This window comes from Niastella sp. sgz303648 (assembly GCF_059587045.1).
In genome coordinates, this window is sequence record NZ_JCAPSW010000017.1 from 148,426 (window position 1) to 165,101 (window position 16,676).

14 protein-coding genes are annotated in these 16,676 nt (G+C 43.8%); 3 read left to right on the forward strand and 11 right to left on the reverse strand.

Annotation, left to right across the window (positions count from 1 at the left end; genetic code table 11):
• Positions 1-30: 30 nt before the first annotated feature.
• Positions 31-912: an FHA domain-containing protein gene (locus AC59IL_RS32690; RefSeq protein ID WP_496556457.1), complete on the forward strand. Its 882-nt coding sequence runs from the start codon at positions 31-33 to the stop codon at positions 910-912.
• Between the two features lie 103 nt (positions 913-1,015).
• On the opposite strand, the gene AC59IL_RS32695 is transcribed toward AC59IL_RS32690, so the two are convergent.
• The 4 genes from AC59IL_RS32695 to AC59IL_RS32710 form a co-directional block, all read right to left on the reverse strand.
• A complete protein-coding gene (locus AC59IL_RS32695; protein ID WP_496556458.1) occupies positions 1,016-1,432 on the reverse strand; it encodes a hypothetical protein in 417 nt (138 codons plus the stop codon).
• Between the two features lie 60 nt (positions 1,433-1,492).
• Entirely contained in the window at positions 1,493-1,942 is a 450-nt protein-coding gene (locus AC59IL_RS32700; protein WP_496556459.1) for an anti-sigma factor, read from the reverse strand.
• The gene (locus AC59IL_RS32705; protein WP_496556460.1) at positions 1,939-2,550 is read right to left on the reverse strand and encodes an RNA polymerase sigma factor; all 612 of its coding nucleotides are present in this window, start codon (positions 2,548-2,550) and stop codon (positions 1,939-1,941) included. The genes AC59IL_RS32700 and AC59IL_RS32705 overlap by 4 nt, the downstream gene beginning before the upstream one ends.
• Before the next feature lie 167 nt (positions 2,551-2,717).
• Entirely contained in the window at positions 2,718-3,206 is a 489-nt protein-coding gene (locus tag AC59IL_RS32710) for a nuclear transport factor 2 family protein (RefSeq protein ID WP_496556461.1), read from the reverse strand.
• A 691-nt stretch (positions 3,207-3,897) separates the two neighbouring features.
• Here AC59IL_RS32710 and AC59IL_RS32715 point away from each other — a divergent pair.
• Positions 3,898-4,326, forward strand: coding sequence for a response regulator (locus AC59IL_RS32715; protein WP_496556462.1), 429 nt, complete (start codon positions 3,898-3,900; stop codon positions 4,324-4,326).
• Between the two features lie 111 nt (positions 4,327-4,437).
• Here the strand turns inward: AC59IL_RS32715 and AC59IL_RS32720 are convergent, their stop codons facing one another.
• Positions 4,438-5,430 carry a Gfo/Idh/MocA family protein gene (locus AC59IL_RS32720; RefSeq protein ID WP_496556463.1) on the reverse strand — a complete coding sequence of 331 codons (993 nt, stop codon included), beginning with the start codon at positions 5,428-5,430 and terminating at the stop codon, positions 4,438-4,440.
• 197 nt (positions 5,431-5,627) lie between these two features.
• Entirely contained in the window at positions 5,628-6,983 is a 1,356-nt protein-coding gene (locus tag AC59IL_RS32725; RefSeq protein WP_496556464.1) for a DNA/RNA non-specific endonuclease, read from the reverse strand.
• A 297-nt stretch (positions 6,984-7,280) separates the two neighbouring features.
• On the opposite strand from AC59IL_RS32725, the gene AC59IL_RS32730 reads away from it, so the two are divergent.
• Positions 7,281-8,225 carry a metallophosphoesterase family protein gene (locus AC59IL_RS32730; RefSeq protein WP_496556465.1) on the forward strand — a complete coding sequence of 315 codons (945 nt, stop codon included), beginning with the start codon at positions 7,281-7,283 and terminating at the stop codon, positions 8,223-8,225.
• A gap of 311 nt (positions 8,226-8,536) precedes the next feature.
• On the opposite strand, the gene AC59IL_RS32735 is transcribed toward AC59IL_RS32730, so the two are convergent.
• The 5 genes from AC59IL_RS32735 to AC59IL_RS32755 all read right to left on the reverse strand — a co-directional run bounded on the left by AC59IL_RS32735 (position 8,537) and on the right by AC59IL_RS32755 (position 15,566).
• Positions 8,537-9,244 carry a hypothetical protein gene (locus AC59IL_RS32735; protein ID WP_496556466.1) on the reverse strand — a complete coding sequence of 236 codons (708 nt, stop codon included), beginning with the start codon at positions 9,242-9,244 and terminating at the stop codon, positions 8,537-8,539.
• A 69-nt stretch (positions 9,245-9,313) separates the two neighbouring features.
• The gene (locus AC59IL_RS32740; protein ID WP_496556467.1) at positions 9,314-12,436 is read right to left on the reverse strand and encodes an efflux RND transporter permease subunit; all 3,123 of its coding nucleotides are present in this window, start codon (positions 12,434-12,436) and stop codon (positions 9,314-9,316) included.
• A gap of 102 nt (positions 12,437-12,538) precedes the next feature.
• A complete protein-coding gene (locus AC59IL_RS32745; RefSeq protein WP_496556468.1) occupies positions 12,539-13,615 on the reverse strand; it encodes an efflux RND transporter periplasmic adaptor subunit in 1,077 nt (358 codons plus the stop codon).
• Between the two features lie 11 nt (positions 13,616-13,626).
• Entirely contained in the window at positions 13,627-14,907 is a 1,281-nt protein-coding gene (locus AC59IL_RS32750; protein ID WP_496556469.1) for a TolC family protein, read from the reverse strand.
• A gap of 287 nt (positions 14,908-15,194) precedes the next feature.
• Positions 15,195-15,566: a hypothetical protein gene (locus tag AC59IL_RS32755; RefSeq protein WP_496556470.1), complete on the reverse strand. Its 372-nt coding sequence runs from the start codon at positions 15,564-15,566 to the stop codon at positions 15,195-15,197.
• Between the last annotated feature and the right edge of the window lie 1,110 nt (positions 15,567-16,676).

The window sequence follows — 16,676 nt, forward strand, 5'->3', positions numbered from 1 at the left end:
CAAACTTCAAACTGAATTAAACCAGCGCGTATGAAAAATTTATTTAAGTGGTTTACAAAAACCATGGTGCCGGAAGATACTGAACCAGCCAATGCCGGTTCAACCGCTGTCAAAGACAGCAATGCCGCCTTATCAATACCGGCTACCCGCGCAAAGCGCGAAGAGATCATTCGCTTTATCATCAACGGATTAAAACCCTATATTGATGAAAAGGCCGCTACCATTGCCGGTTTGCGGTTATATATATTATGCAACGATAAAGAACAGGAAGAAACGCTGCGCGTTGCCCTGTGTACCGATACAGCCGGCATGTTTCAGAAAGATCATCTTGAACGTAAGCTGGTAAACAATTTTATCAATCTGGCCGATGGCTGGTTTTTTGAATACCACTTTGTGAATAACAAACTGCCCGATCATTGCATGGCGCAGGGCATGTTCGGCCTGGAAGTCATTCGCCGCGGACAGGCTTTTGTACAGCAATATTCAAAAGCTCGTTTACAGGTGCTGAAGGGTAAAACCGAATTGCCCGAATATGAACTGAATCCGCAACTGCAATTGAAATTCAATATAGGCCGAACCAAAAACCCGCAATTAACATCGGGCAAAATTCATAAGAACGATATCGTTTTTTGGGGGCAGGGCGATGCGCAATTTGATGAACAAACCGCCGGCGCCAATTTACATGTAAGCCGCAACCATGCCTATATTATGTACAATCCGCAACTGGATAAATTTTTTCTGTTTCCCGACAAGGGCGGTCTACCTGAAAACGGTAACAAAACAAGAATATATACCGTTGATGATAAAGTGAAATCGTTAAACGTGCCGGGTGTATCGCACGAACTGCAGTATGGCGATCAGATTGAACTGGGCGGCCATGCGATATTGGTGTTTTTGGAAGCTGAAGGCTGAACGCTTAATGCAGAACGCTGAATGTGTAACGCTTAACGCTTAACGCAAAACGCTTAATGCTTAATGCAGAACGCAGAACGCTTAACGCTGAATGCACTGTCGCTTATTTTTGTGAATACTTCAAAAACAGGAAGTAACCTAAATAGCTGGCTGCTATGCTAAACGACATAATGGCTAAAGAGTGAATGCCAAGCGGTTGTTGATAATATACTAACGTAAGTCCCAGGCCCAGACCGGTTAAAATGGAAAACCATTTAATATTGATGTCCCGGTTTTTTTCAGTATCCGGTTGTAAAACAGATGCAACAAGGTTTTCAGGGATGCCCTTTTCCATAATTTTATTTTTAAGGCGGTAGTCCATAATCCTTTTCAGGATCGTTAAAATGAATAGCATAAACATGCCAATCAAAAAAATTATTGAGCATACATTGAAAATTTCTCTGTCTATACCGCTGCCATTATCAGCTGCTGCAAAGAAAGGTATTGCTACTGCTGTTATTATACTTACTATCTTTTTCATTCGTGCTGAAGTTTTATATATTGTTAGACCCATAATGGTGCTTAATGTTGCAAAAAAATTCTAATAGAGATTCAAAGCCTTCATTTGTGCCTTGTATTTTCTATACATATCTATACATAGAAAAACCAAAAGGCTAATTACAGTTGTAAAAACCAGTGCATATAACATGGTATTTACAGCATTGAACATACTTACAAATATGTTTTTGAAAAGATATATTATCACGCCGGCAATCAAAACACAGGTTGCAATTACGGCGTACAAAATGAATTTCTCTCCGGCTGTTTTGCGTGAAGGTGCGGGCAGCTTATCCATTACCACCGCCGTAAGATCGAAGCTGAACACAGGTTGTTGCTGCGCTTCGATGGCTTCTACCAGTAACATGTATTGCTGAGCCTTTGCTGCACAATCTGTACAAAACTCCATATGCTCACGAACATCGGTGCTGCAATCATTTTTTTGCAGTACAAATGCCTGAATTTCGCTATCGCTGCAATGTTTGTTTGTCACAATGCCTCTTTTTTATAATTGAGCAATAATTTATCTTTTAATGTTTTCCGGGCCCTGTATAAATAGCTTTTTACAGTGCCTGCGGGCAACTGCGTAATATGTGCAATTTCTTCATAACTTAATTCTTCATTATGAAATAAGGTGATCAGCGTTTTATAAACCGGAGGTAATTTCTCTATTTCGGTTGTTAATATTTGTTTTAGTTCTTTTCGAAATGCAGCCGACTCGGGACTATCGCCAGTTGATAGTACGAACTTTGTTAATTCAACGTCTGTGGTGCTATCGAATGCAGATTCGGTAAACAGGTCGTGCAAAAGCAGCGGTTTTTTCTTTCGCAGGTAATTGAAGCAGGTGTTATAGGCGATCTGCGCCACCCATGTCGATAACTTTGCATTGAATTGAAAGGATGCAAGATGATGGAAGGCCTTTAAATAAATATCCTGTGCAATATCTTTCCTGTCTTCTGCCAGCGGTATCATTTTAAAAACAATTTGCGCCACCAGGTTTTCGGTGTTTTTTACAATAATTCCAAATGCAGCGGTGTTGCCATTTAATATACTGGCAACCAGCTCTTTGTCGTTCAATTGATTTCCGATAACAGGGTTCACTGTTGCATTTGACAGGTTAGCGGTCAAAATGTTGCTAAAAATAAACGGAATTTTTTGTGTGGTATCTATACTAATAAAAAAGTCTGAAGCGGTGCGTTATATGCCCCTGCCTCAGACTTCAAATTTCTGGCTTCAAATTGCTGACTTCAGACTTCTTACATCTGACTTCAGACTTCTGATCTTCCGCCTCTTTGCGAGCGTTGGTCTCCTTGAGAACGTTGGCCGCTCGTTTCGGATCTTTGGCCTATGGTGTCGGAAACCGCTTTTGCTACGGCAAGTGTATCAAAGCAATCGCGGAAATGCGCGATCTTTTCCTGGTTATCGAATTCAAATGTCATAGCCCAGAGCGTAGTGCAGCGTCTGCCGGTTTGTTTGGAGGCTGCATTAAAATGACCGGAAGCTATTACGAGGTTGCCGTTTTCGAGAATGTGTTCCAATACAAAATCATTCATGTCTAAGCAATCATCCAGTTTGTTGAAGAACTGGCGAATATCATCTTGTCCGTGGTAAATACCGGCAAAGGGAATATCGGGTTGTCCCATTACTTCCCAAATGCAGTCCCTGCTGAGGGTGTTGATTATTGTATTGATATCGCGCCGTTGATAGGCTTCGTACAGCTGATTAACTTTCTGGCCATAATGAACTAAAGTTTCCATAAACAAGTTTTTAAGGTTAAAAAATAGCTACAACCGTTTTCCAGGGCATGCGGTAAATTGCGAACTGAACATGATCTTTCACTGAATGAAACGGATGCATTCAATACAAGCCGGTGGATGGTGGAATCGGAGCAGAAATGTTTACCTGTTCATGGTGTGCGGAAATGTAAATAAATGGATAAGAAATGCTTGGGATAAGACTACATATGCCGGATTATAAATATACTACATTTTAAACCCGATAGCCTCAATCAGTAATAGGTTTATTTTTGCGAAACAAGTTTGAATGATAGTATCGTTATAGCCTTGTACACCGTTGTGTTGGTGTTTTGTATACCGTTTAATAATCGTTTTGCACCCGCTATTTACCCGTGCAGTGGTGGTGCAGAATGCGGTATTTGACAAATAGCTTCTGATTCAGCAAAGTATTCTAACTAAATTTCGTTAAACATTTTTATTTTTCACACGAATGGTTTAATTTGTTATTGATTGAGATAATTAGCCCGAGAACTACTTTCGTAAAAATCAAGGTTTACTCCATCTCTGATTAGTGTATCCTGTACCAGATAACAAACACTGTTATTACAAGTGAATGCATTGCTGTATTGTTGATGAAAACGTCATTTTTTCAATAACGTAAATACCTCGCGTACTTACCTGATTTGTATTGTACACAGTTATTCCTACTACAATGAATCTAAAACCATTTATTTTAATTGCAGATGATGACCAGGAGGATCGTTATCTGATGCGCATTGCATTTGAAGAAATTGGACGGTCGGGCGATATTTATCTTGTAGAAAATGGTATGCAGGTCTTTAAATATCTCGATGACCTTATACAGCAGGAAGCGATGCCTGCATTGATCGTACTTGATTTAAACATGCCGATATTAAATGGCATGGAAACCCTTTCGCGATTAAAAGCCCACTCTGTATACAAAAATATTCCGGTTATTATTTATACCACATCGGTGCATGAGGTTGAAAAAGCAAAATGTCTTGAAATAGGCGCTGTTGATTTTATAAAAAAGCCGGCGCGGTTTCAGCAAACGATTAACACCGCTAAATTTTTACACGATTCAGCGATTAGCCAGATGGCTGTAAGTAACAGGCAATAGGCTCAATAGGCAGTAGGCAGTAGTGAATAGGCAGTAGTGAGCAGGCAACCTGTAACTTGTAACCTGTAACAGGCAACTGGTAACTGGCAATAGGCAGCTGCTAACTGCCGGCTATGAGATTCTTTTCCACCCATTTTCCTTCGCACTTTCAAAAACCGCTTCTATTACTTTCATGTTGTTGATGGCATCCTCCAGGGGAGTGGGTACCGGTTCGTTTTCTAAAATAGCTTTCGAAAACAGATCGCCCTGTATGGTGTATTGATCTACCGGTTCAAAAACAGCTTCTTCTGCACTGGTTTTAGAGTACCACCACAATCTTGTTTCCTGGTGGGGCGGTGCATTGAAAGGAATTTCTATTTCAATTCTTCCTTCGGTGCCCAGTATATTCACGCGTTGATAAGGCATTAACTGGGTTGAGCAGGTAAAGGTTGATGTGCCTGTTGAAAAATCGAGAATGCCCGAAGCGAGCGTGTCGGTGCGCAGCACCGGATCAAATTCAACATTTCCCAAAACGCGATCGGGCTCTTTGTTGAAAATAAAGCGGGCCAGCGAAACGCAATAGCAGCCAATATCCATCATGCCGCCGCCGCCCATGTCTTTCTGATTGCGGATATTTTTGGGATCAACATTATAATAAGAGAAGAACGACTGAATGGTTTTTAACTGACCGATATGGCCTTCTTCAACCAGTCGTTTTGCGTGTATCCATTGCGGGTGGAAGCGGTACATGAATGCCTCCATCACTTTCAGGCCCGGTTTTTCCGAAGCAACCTGCAACAGTTTGGCAGCCTCGGCCGAAGATAAGCCGATGGGTTTTTCGCACAATACATGTTTGCCTGCCTGTAACGACCGTATGGCCCACTCAACATGCATATGGTTAGGCAGGGGAATGTATACGGCATCGATATCAGGGTCGCTCAGTAGTTCTTCATACGAGCCATACACCACCGGTATTTCAAGCTTAGCGGCCACTTCCTGCGCCTGCGCCATATTTCGCGAGGCAATGGCTACTATATCACAAAAGGCCGATTGCTGCATGGCAGGAATTACTTTTTCCCGTGCAATTTTAGCGGTGCTTAATATTCCCCAGCGAACTTTGCTCATAGTTGTTTTTTTCGTGAATGGTCAATGCCGAATGGTCAATTGATCAAATATAGAAAATTCAGGTTACAAGTTACAGGTTTCAGGTTACAGGTTCCTTAACCGTGTAACTTGTAACCTGGAACCTGAAACCTGAAACTAACAGCAAGGGTGAGCCTCTCCGGAAAGAGAGACCCACCCTTGCAGATATTGCTAATTGCTTATTGGTTATCCACCTGCGCTTCTATCACACTCTGAATCGAAGTTGATACATTCGATAACAGGTTATAACCGGTGGCCGACTCAATGGCATCAACCGACGTGCGGTAGGATTTCCAGTCGCTGCTGATGCTGTTGATATTGGGAGTGTTAACCGCAATTACACGGGTTGAAGTGGTAACCCGGCTTAAATCGCCTGAACCGTTTGATAACACAACGATCACTTTCCATACACGATTGGGAACGGTTACATTTCCATTATCGACTGTGTTCAGGGTTCCGCTGCTGCCGGTACCACCGGTACCATACGAGCCCATTATTACATACACTTCATTTCCTGCTGTTACCAGCGAGCGCGTATAGCTTTCGAGGTTAGCCCAGGTTTGCTCGTTGTTGTTGGGTGCCTGCGGTATCATGTTGGTCATTAAAAATGTAGCAGAATTGGCTGCAACGCTGGAGGTGCGATCGCCCGAAGGGCAATTATGTCCGCGATCGAAGCCGCTGCCTGAGTAGCTGGTGCTTTGTACCTGGTACCAGCCTGAAGGCAATGTAGCATCGGCCCTGAAATCGTCCTGACGTGCAGTGCTGCCCAAATCGCTTGCCTGTATATGCCAGCTAACCCAGTTGGGCGTGCCGCGGTCGCGATGGTACGACATGGCATAATAGGTTTTAACCATTAAATAGTTGGTGTAATTGGCAACATCGGTGGTAGCGCCGCTGGGGTTACCCATCAGCATATTATCATCGTCGTTGCCGGTTCCACCGCCGCCACCGCCACCGCTGCCATAGGCGCTGATCACAACATCATCGATATTGATGCGGTTTGTACCACCTCCGGTTTTAACGATCGCAAACCGAACATTGCCCGATACATTCACGGTAAATGTTGCTGTTGTTAATGAGGTAGATGAAGTGGTAACTGTGCTGCCAACTTTGCTGTAGCTGCTGCCGCCGTTGGTAGATATCTGCAGTTCCCAGGTGCTGCTGCCGTCGCTGCTGAATACAGCGTGCTGTACGGTAACGGTTGATGCACCAGACGTTAAATCGAAATTCATTTCAATGCTTCCGGTATTGCGTATGCGGGCCGACTGGCTGCCGTTCTTTCTGTCGGTCGACAGTGTACCGATCAACGCATCATCAAAGTACCATGAGCCTGAGCCTACTGTAACATTGGCTGCTGCATAGGAGGTTTTGGTGCCCGATTCAAAAGTTTCATTGATAGATGTTAATTCAGTGACTGCTCTGGTGGCAGTTGGGATTTCGTTCGTATTACTAACTGCGTCGGTGTTTTTTTTACAGGCAGTAAACAGTAACGAAACAAAAAGTGCTCCCGTAAGGAGTTTGTTTGGTTGGTACATATATGGAAAGTTTTGGTTGCGAAGTACGGTTAATATTAGCGGCTATAACTTTAAGTTATTATTATCAATACATAGTTGAATAGTTAATAAGTTGATCAGTTGATAAGGAAAAACCTTTTCAATTTGTCAACATCAGCTGTTAACTTTTCAACATAGCTATACTTGTTGCAGATGGCATTAGCAATGGCGGTGGAGAAAGAAGGTAAGTCACCCGATGCGCAGCATCCCGTTTGTTAACCTTTTAATAATCCTCCAAAAGATACGGATTTTTCACTTTTGTTTTATAAATCGTATAGAATGAATCGCAGAACATTATTAAAACAGGCAGGCTTATGGGCCGCCGTAAGTACCCTGCCGGGTATTCGCTCTTTTGCCGCCACACAGGAAGAGGCCGGTAAAAAGAAAAAAGTGGCCGTACGCTTTGCTCATTTAACCGATGTGCACATGAAGCCCGACCTGCGGGCGCCCGAAGGACTGGCCGCCTGCCTGCATCACGTACAATCACAAAAACAGGCGCCCTCGTTCATCGTCAGCGGCGGTGATTCGATCTTCGATGCATTGAAAACGCCGAAAGACAAAACCGATGAACAGTGGAGTTTGTGGCATGGCACATTTAAAAACGAAAATTCATTACCTGTTGAATATTGCATCGGCAACCACGACTGCTGGGGTTTTGGTCAGAAAGAAGATCCGTTATACGGCAAAAAATATGCGCTGGAGCAAATGAAATTGTCGACCCCTTACCGCAGTTTTGATAAAGCAGGCTGGCATTTTATTGTGCTCGACAGCATTCAGCCGAAAACCGACGACAGCTGGTACAGCTGCTTCCTCGATGAAGAGCAATTTGTATGGCTGCAGAACGATCTGGCCAAAACACCGGTCGAAACGCCCATAGTAGTTATATCACATGTGCCATTGGTATCTGCTGCAACAGTGGTAGTAGATAATAAAGTAAAAGGAGAGCAGGGGTATATACTGGGACTTGGTTCAATGCACATCGATTCGGCCCGCATCATCAGCTTGTTTGATAAATACCCCAATGTAAAATTGTGTTTGAGCGGACATATCCATTTGTACGAGCAGATATTGTACAACGGTGTTACCTATATCAGCAACGGGGCTGTAAGCGGCAACTGGTGGAAAGGCATTCGCTATCGAACTGATAATGGATATGCAATGGTGACCTTGTACGATGACGGCAGTTTTGAGAACGAGTATATTACGTACGGCTGGAAGGTGTAAAGAATAGTTACTTCGTATAGACAACTGGGTTAAAAGAGGGGCTGGATAGACATCCGCCCCCGTTTTAATCCAAAAATACTCTTTGAAAAACTATAGAAACTAATTCAAATTACACGCCAATCCTATAATAAACCATGGTTTGCATATATAAAAAGCCATAATGTGAATTAATTTCCTCAGCAGTGGAAATTTCTTCCTTGAATTAATTCCTGTTTTGAAAAATATTCCAAAATCAGGAAAATAGTAATGTCGATATGACAGTTACTTAATGTTTTAACACTGTGCTTTTTTGTTAATGTATTAACCTGTTCTTATACGGTAGTGTGTACTTTTTTATTGACAATTTCTGTATCGATCCAGTGTAAAAAATTATAGGACGCATATTCAGGATGTTCATTGTGCAGGAAAAACTGCAGGGCGGTACAAAATGTTTGCTGGTAAAAATTAAAAGCCATCAGCACAGGCATATCGATGGTGACTGATTCATAAAACCGTTTTAAGGGCATATAGGGCGTTTGTTTAAAAAACGTATCGCTTAGTAATTTCCGCAATAACAAAGGCGATAACGACTTCTCCAGGTCTTTAATAATAATATCCGCCGCCAGGTGTTCTGATGTATGACTGATCAAATGAGCTATAGAGGGTATGCCTTCCTGGTTAAAAAAACTGATCAGGAATTGCTTTACCTGTTGCTCGAGTTGCTGTAACAGATCAGTTGTATAAAATGCGTATTGCTGCTTAAATAGTTCAGCCGTAAAACGGTCGCCCAGCGATTCAACAATAAAACCGGTTACCATCGATTCCTGTTGCATAATGCATTCAATATTCGCCAGCCGGGCCGGTAAATTATAGCCGGGTTGATGCAGCAAGTGATCAAACACCCGGCTTTTAAAGTTCAGCGCCCGTTTGCCGTACATAACCGTAATATAAACAGGGTACACTTCCTCATTAAAAAAAGGAATTTTATGCTTCACCCTTGTGTGCTGATAGATCCGATATGAAATTTTCCCTTTCGGCATGTTGAAAAAGTTTCTGGTTTCCGGTCACCGGTTACCTGGAATCGGGTAACCGGTAACTGGTAACTTGTTTTAGTCCATCTCCTGTCCCAGCTTTCTGTATCCCAGATAAAAGAACAACGGGAATACCAGCAGGGTGAGGAAGGTAGCGGTTATCAATCCGCCGATCACTACAATGGCCAGAGGGCGCGATGTTTCGGAACCAATACCATGGCTCAGCGCCGCCGGCAACAAACCAATCGCTGCCATAAGGGCCGTCATGATCACCGGCCGTACCCTCGACCGCACGCCTTCCGATATCACCTGTTCAAGCGAATGATGATTGAACTCGTGCCTCTTGATCTTTTGCAGATTGCTTTTGAATACCGAAATCAGGATCACCCCGTTTTGTATACAAATTCCAAACAACGCTATAAAGCCAATACCGGCCGATATACTAAAGTTGGTACCTGAGATCAGCAGGGCGCCGATACCGCCTATGATGGCGAATGGTACGTTCAGCAGCACCATGCCGGCGTCTTTTACATTGCCGAACATCACAAATAAGATCAGGAAGATGATCAGCAAGCTTACCGGTACTACTTCGGTCAACCGTTTCGTGGCGCGTTGCTGGTTCTCAAAATCGCCGGCCCATTGCATTTCGTAGCCTTTGTTTAACTGAACGGTTTTGTTCACTTTGCTTTGCGCTTCGGCAATGGTGCTACCCATGTCGCGGCCGCGTATCGAGAACTTAATAGCACTGTACCGCCGGTTATCGTCCCTGAAAATAATGCTGGGGCCTGTTAATCGTTCAATGTTGGCGATATTTTTAATGGGTACCTGTGCACCGCGTAAGGTGGGCACCATCAGGTTGCTGATCGCTTCGGCGTTGTTGCGATAGTCTTCCTGATAACGCAGTCGCAGCTGAAATTTCTTTTCACCTTCATATATCTGCGATACGGCTTTACCGCCGATGGCCATTTCAATGGTGGCATTGGCATCGGCTGTGGTTACCCCATACAGCGCCATTTTGTTTTGATCGAGGTCTATGCGCAGTTCGGGCTGGCCGATATTGCGTATCACGCCGAGGTCTTCAATGCCCTTCACATTTTTCATTACTTCAAATACCTGGTAGGCTTTCTTTTCGGTATAAGACAAACTATCTCCATATATTTTCACACACAGCGAACCTTTAACACCCGATACCGCTTCTTCCACATTATCCATGATGGGTTGCGAAAAGTTCAGGTCGATACCGGGAAACACCGACAGCATGTTTTGCATTCGATCTATCAGCTCTTCTTTGGTCAATCCGCTTTTCCATTCTTTTTTGGGATAGATGTCAACGTGAAATTCGATATTGTAAAAACCGGTTGCATCGGTGCCGTCGTTAGGCCGGCCTGTTTGCGACATCACCTGTTTTACTTCGGGGAAGGTGAGTATTATTTTGCGCATTTTGTTGGCGAGGTCGCGCGATTCATCGAGCGATACGCTGAGCGGACAGGTAGCGCGAATATAAATAGCGCCTTCATCCAGCTCGGGCAAAAATTCGGTACCCAGAAATTTAAAGCTAAACAATCCGATGGCCACTATCACCATGGCAATTAGCATACTTATTTTCTTATGCGTGTAGGTCCAGGTAAACATGCCCATCACGCCTTTGGTAATTCCTTCAACAAAAACATTGTGTTTTTCGCGAACGTTTTTGCGAAGCAATATGCTGCTTAATAAAGGAATTAAAGTGAGCGTTAAGATCAGCGCGCCCAGCAGGGCAAAACCCAGTGTCCAGGCAAGGGGCGAAAACATTTTACCTTCTACTTTCTGAAAAGAGAATATAGGTAACAAACCGGCAATGATGATCAGCTTTGAAAAGAAGATCGCTTTACCCAGTTCGCCGCCGGTGTTTTTGATCATACCCAGTTTCGACAGGCGGTTAAAACGCGTCATGCCAAACTGATGGGCCTTTTGATCGAGCAACACAAATATCCCTTCTACCATCACCACGGCCCCGTCGATGATAATACCAAAGTCGATAGCTCCCATCGACAGCAGGTTGGCGCTCATGCCACGCAGCGTTAAACAAATAAAGGCGAACAACAACGCCAGCGGAATTACAATGGCCACAATGACCGTAGTGCGCCAGTCGGCCATGAATATGAACACGATCACCGTAACGAAAATAATACCCTCGAGCATGTTGTGCAATACGGTATGTGTGGCGAAATCGATAAGGTCGTTGCGGTTATAAAAAGTATCGATCTTAACATCGGCCGGTAATACCTTTTCGTTCAGGTAATCGATCTTCGCCTGTACGCGTTTGATCACTTCGCCGGGGTTTTCGCCTTTACGCATTACGATGATGCCTTCAACCACATCATTTTGTTTATCGCGGCCAACCTGCCCCAGGCGCGGCAGCGCCGATATCTGCACCTCGGCCACATCTTTAACTAAAATGGGCGTGCCGTTGATATTGTCGACAATGATGTTGCCAATTTCTTCTACGTTATTGATCAATCCAATGCCGCGCACTACATACGACTGCGAATTATCTACGATCACATCACCGCCTACATTGATATTGCTTTTCGAAGCAGCAGTATAAACATCGAGCGGCGTAATATTATACGAAGCGAGCTTTTGCGGATTTACTTTTATTTCATAGGTTTTTACTTCGCCGCCAAAGCTCACCACATCGCCCACGCCGGGTACACCCAGCAGTTGCCGTTCAATGACCCAGTCCTGCAGGGTTTTCAGGTCCTTAACAGTTTTGGTGGTGCTTCTTAATGTATACCTGAAAATTTCACCGGTGGGGCCTGTTGGCGGTTGTATATCGGGGTCAGCGGCATCGGGCAATTCAACATCGCGCAACATGTTATTTACCTGCTGGCGGGCAAAGGCGTCGTCGACATTATCTTCGAAAATTACTTTTACCACCGACAAGCCAAACACTGTTGTAGACCGCACCGATGTTTTTCTCTGCACCGGGTTCATGGCCACTTCAATGGGAACGGTCACAAATTTTTCAACTTCCTCAGCACTGCGGCCGGCCCATTGGGTAATGATGGTAATTTGTGTGTTGGTAACATCGGGGAAGGCTTCAATGGGAATGCTTTTAAAAGCAATGGCCCCCCAGATGACGAGTATGGTGGTTGTTAGAAAAATAAACAGCCTGTTCTTTAACGAAAAGGCAATTATTCGTTTAATAGCTTTGTTCATGATTGTTTTATTATGCTAAACGCTTAATGCTTAACGCTTAACGCTGAATACACGCGGCGTTAGGTGTTTTGCTTGCTGCGTTTTGCGTTCCGCGTTTCGCGTTTAGTCATTGAGTGCCTGATAAATAAACACCTGCGAATTGGTTACTACTTCGTCGCCTTCTGAAAGCCCCTGTATATAGGCTTTGGTATCAACCCGTTTAATTAGTTGTATTTCTTTTATTTTCAGATTGGCGCCCTGCTTTACAACCACATAGTTTTTGCTGTTGTCTAACACAATCGCCTGCGAAGGAATGCTGAACATTTTGGCCGATGGCTGCACGTTTACTTTCACAGTCACAAACATCTCGGGCTTTAATTCATTGTTAGGATTATTCATGCTTATACGCACCTTCATAGTACGGTTAGCAGGATCGAGCACATTGTATATTTTGTCGATCTTACCATTGTAAGGCGTATTGGGATCGGCCAGTGTGGTTACCTGTACTGAGTCGCCGGTGCGTATTTTGTCGATATCTGATTCGTATACATTGGCGATGATCCATACTGTTGACAAATCGGCTACGGCAAAAAGGGGGCTGCTGTTATCCTGCCGTACTTCCGAATTGCCGGTGATATTTCTTTCAATAACATATCCTGTTAACGGCGCCTTCAGTTCGTACACGGCGTTTTTACCACCGGTAATGGCCGACACCTGTTTGGCGCGGTTCAGTTCGCTCTGGGCTTTGTTGTAGTCGATCTGTGCGCTCATGTATTCCCGTTCGGTAGCCAGGTTGCCCTGGTAAAGATCTTTTTCGGTTTCAAGATTTTTTTTGGTCATGGCCACATTGGCTTCGGCCAGCGACAGGTCGTTTGAAATGCCGGCTACTTCAGAACTTTGCAAAACGGCCAGTGTTTGTCCTTTTGATACTTTATCGCCCAGGGCCACATTTACGGTTCTGATTTTTCCGCTTACCAGTGCATATACTTTAGCCTGATGATCTTCATTGGCCTGCACTTTACCGTTCAGCTTTATTATTTCGGTTACATTATCAACAGTAACCGGTGATGTTTTAATGTTGCGCACAACGCTATCCCACACATTGTTGTTTTTTACAGGAGCCGCTTCGGGGCTGTTGCATGATGTGATGGCGGCAGTAGCTATTACAAAAGCGGGGATATATAATATTTTAGTGATCATGATTGCCTTTATTAAAAGTTAACGATGGGTTTACCTATTGTGAAATTCAATGACTCAATGGCCTGTATGCGATCGTTTTGCAGTTGATTCCATTGCAGCATATTTTGTTTGTATGAATCATAGAAATCGGTAAACTCCAGCAGGCTGATATTTCTTTTTTCGAAATTATCCGTAACACTTTTTAACAGTTTATCGAAGTCGTTTTGAAAATTGGGGTCTATCGATGTCAGCATTTTTTCGGTATTCAGCGCTTTTACATAAGCCTGCTGAACATCGTTTTCAACGGTAAACCGTTGGCGGTCGAGCACGACCTTACTTTGATCAATAGCTGTTTTTGCTGCTTTTATATTTCCCTGGTTGCGGTTAAAAAACGGCAGGTCCATAGCAAGGGTTAAGAACGATGCGTTGTTTACGTAGCTACCCCGTTTATCGAACTGCGCGCCGGCCATCAGGTCGGGTACGGCCATGGCTTTTTGCAGACTATAATTTTGCTGACTGAAGTCAAGCGCATTGGCAGCCAGCTTCAGGTCGTAGCGGTTGGCATAGGCACTGTCGACCAGCGTGGGCAGTACAAATTGCCGCATTGAAGGAAGTCCGGTAATGTTGATATCCGATACAGGAACAAACCAGGTGTGGTTATTCTGCAATAACATTTGCAGTTCGGCTTCGGTGGCATTAAACTGATTCTGCAAATTAGTTTGTTCGGCCTTCAGGCTGTACAGCAATGATTTGATGCGCACAACTTCTTTAAGGGTGATCACACCTTTAGCCTGCAGTTCGTTGTAGTTGGCTGATAATTTTTCCAGTGAGGCTATCTGCACCTGGTAGGCCGATACGGCATGTTGCAGAAAATAGGCCTGATAAAAATCACTGTGCAATGTAAAACGAAGGGTGCGCAGCAGATCATAGAAACGGTTTTCGGCCATCAGGGTGTTTGTTTCGGCCAGTTTGATCTGCTTGTTGCGTTTGCCGGCTAAGATGATCAGTTGCTGAATACCCGCAACATATTCGCCGGTGGCGTTACTTACATCAAGCACCTTTTTTTTATCAGGATTCCAGGCTGCAGCGGCTATCTGAATATTCGGATTGTTATACAACCGGGCCTGCATAACCTGAGCGCGGGCGATATCGATATTGTATTTCTCTGCCATCAATGCCAGGTTTTTTTCGGTAAACTGTTTTTCGGCATCGGGCAAACTAATGCGAAGCGTATCCTGCGCAGGACAATACAGGGCAGTGCACAGCACGCCCATAAAAACAATAGCGATTCGCGCAAGGTTGGTGGTTTTCATTATAACTGTTGATTTAATGTTTTAATAAGGCCGGGATAAAGCAGGCCTGTTCCTTTTCTCCTGCGCCCGGTGGGCGATGGGAGAAAAAGGCAAGCATTCGTTGCATGTATTACAGATAAAACCTTATGGGCAATACAAATTGATAGCGCGCCCATGACATGATGTTTATGAGCACAGGAACAATAAATGACAGTGATGATAATGTGCGATGCACTATGAGTAAGCCATCCCTAAAAGGATGATTGACTCAGTGCGAAGCATTCACCATTCACATTGACCATTCACGATCACGCTTTTGGGGGAGGTAGTTGAATACTGAAGAAACCGGGTTCGGTTTTGTTATCGTTGAAGTAAGGGAATACAGAATTTATTTCTGTACCTATTGCTATTTTTTCGTGTATTTCAGTGAAAAAGGGAACAAAGCAATAGTTCACCATTTTAACGAGGTGAAAATTCTGGCCATTGTCGTCGTCTTCATCTATGGGAGGGTTTTGTTGATGGCCTAATATCACAACGTTCACATATTCAACCACACTGTTAATGTCGTTGATCTGGTTTCCGGTACTATCATAGGCATCCTGCTCCGTCACCTGTGGTAAAAACATTGACGTGTTCATGTGGCTAAGGAGCAGTAAAAATGCAAGTACCTTTCGTAACATGGGGTACAAAATTATAAATAATAATATACCGGTTTGGCTGTTAACAAGATTTTTACATAACACGTGTTAACAAGCATTAACAAGCCGGAAATTGTTAATAGAATGTAAAGTAGACAACGACAAACAATAAAATCTGTTTGTTAAGTTCATCCGGCGAAGGCGGGCAGTGGCAGGTAATATAATTGTTAAGTTAACAATACACAGGCGGGGCTGGCTCTGACAGGGTTTTGCCTGACCGGGTATATACTTCCCGGCACTAAAAAAGGAGTTGCACGCCGCGCCTGAAGCCGTGCCGGGGCATAAATTATCTGATTGGTTGCCGCCAAATGGCCTCCTGACGGGTCTTTCAAGGTTACGCAAACGTTTTCGAAAGCCCCGGAATTAGGGTTGGAAACCATGAGTATTTTTTGCTGAAATGCAGTGTGGTAGCGGGTTTTGCAATCGTTCAGCAGGGTTTGCGATAATAAAACAGCCAAAATGTTGATTATAGAATAAACAAAGGACGCAGTACTTTTACATCATCAAACAACGGAGCAGCGGAAGAGAAGGAAAAAGAAGAGAAGAGGCTCCAACCTGAAGCAAAGCTTCACCCAACAAAGATCTTACGTTTTTTTTCATATGGCAAGCAATCGTTAGAGGTCAGCTGTTTCTACAGTGGACCTTTTTTATTTTATGCCGGTTAAGGCCACTGATACAAGAGTGTCGCCTGCGGCGACATAAATCAGTTTGCCAGAGCCTGTCCCGATTTGTCGGGGGATTTCACAGATGAACACAGATATGTTCCCTTAATTCCTAACTCTCCATTCATATTATCCGTTACCCACCTGATACTTACCACTCTCTTCAAAAATTCATTTGCAGCCATTGGGCTAACTAAGCCAAATACATTTTAACATTTTCTGGTTCCCGGGGTTGAAGTCACCGGGTTATATTTATACCATCCTGCACCTTCATGTCCTTATTCTTCACTCAATACCCGCCACTCCCCATTCACCATTAATATTTACGCGTAATAAATACAATTAAACTACTTCGGGAAAATTATCAATAAACATAATTGTTGGAGGGAATCATTAACAAAATATCGTGAAATGCAGGACTGGTGCGGGT

Coding starts and splice junctions, on each gene's coding strand:
- AC59IL_RS32690 (WP_496556457.1), top strand. CDS start 31: ATGAAAAATTTATTTAAGTGGTTTACAAAAACCATGGTGCCGGAAGAT.
- AC59IL_RS32695 (WP_496556458.1), bottom strand. CDS start 1,432: ATGAAAAAGATAGTAAGTATAATAACAGCAGTAGCAATACCTTTCTTT.
- AC59IL_RS32710 (WP_496556461.1), bottom strand. CDS start 3,206: ATGGAAACTTTAGTTCATTATGGCCAGAAAGTTAATCAGCTGTACGAA.
- AC59IL_RS32715 (WP_496556462.1), top strand. CDS start 3,898: ATGAATCTAAAACCATTTATTTTAATTGCAGATGATGACCAGGAGGAT.
- AC59IL_RS32720 (WP_496556463.1), bottom strand. CDS start 5,430: ATGAGCAAAGTTCGCTGGGGAATATTAAGCACCGCTAAAATTGCACGG.
- AC59IL_RS32725 (WP_496556464.1), bottom strand. CDS start 6,983: ATGTACCAACCAAACAAACTCCTTACGGGAGCACTTTTTGTTTCGTTA.
- AC59IL_RS32730 (WP_496556465.1), top strand. CDS start 7,281: ATGAATCGCAGAACATTATTAAAACAGGCAGGCTTATGGGCCGCCGTA.
- AC59IL_RS32735 (WP_496556466.1), bottom strand. CDS start 9,244: ATGCCGAAAGGGAAAATTTCATATCGGATCTATCAGCACACAAGGGTG.
- AC59IL_RS32740 (WP_496556467.1), bottom strand. CDS start 12,436: ATGAACAAAGCTATTAAACGAATAATTGCCTTTTCGTTAAAGAACAGG.
- AC59IL_RS32745 (WP_496556468.1), bottom strand. CDS start 13,615: ATGATCACTAAAATATTATATATCCCCGCTTTTGTAATAGCTACTGCC.
- AC59IL_RS32750 (WP_496556469.1), bottom strand. CDS start 14,907: ATGAAAACCACCAACCTTGCGCGAATCGCTATTGTTTTTATGGGCGTG.
- AC59IL_RS32755 (WP_496556470.1), bottom strand. CDS start 15,566: ATGTTACGAAAGGTACTTGCATTTTTACTGCTCCTTAGCCACATGAAC.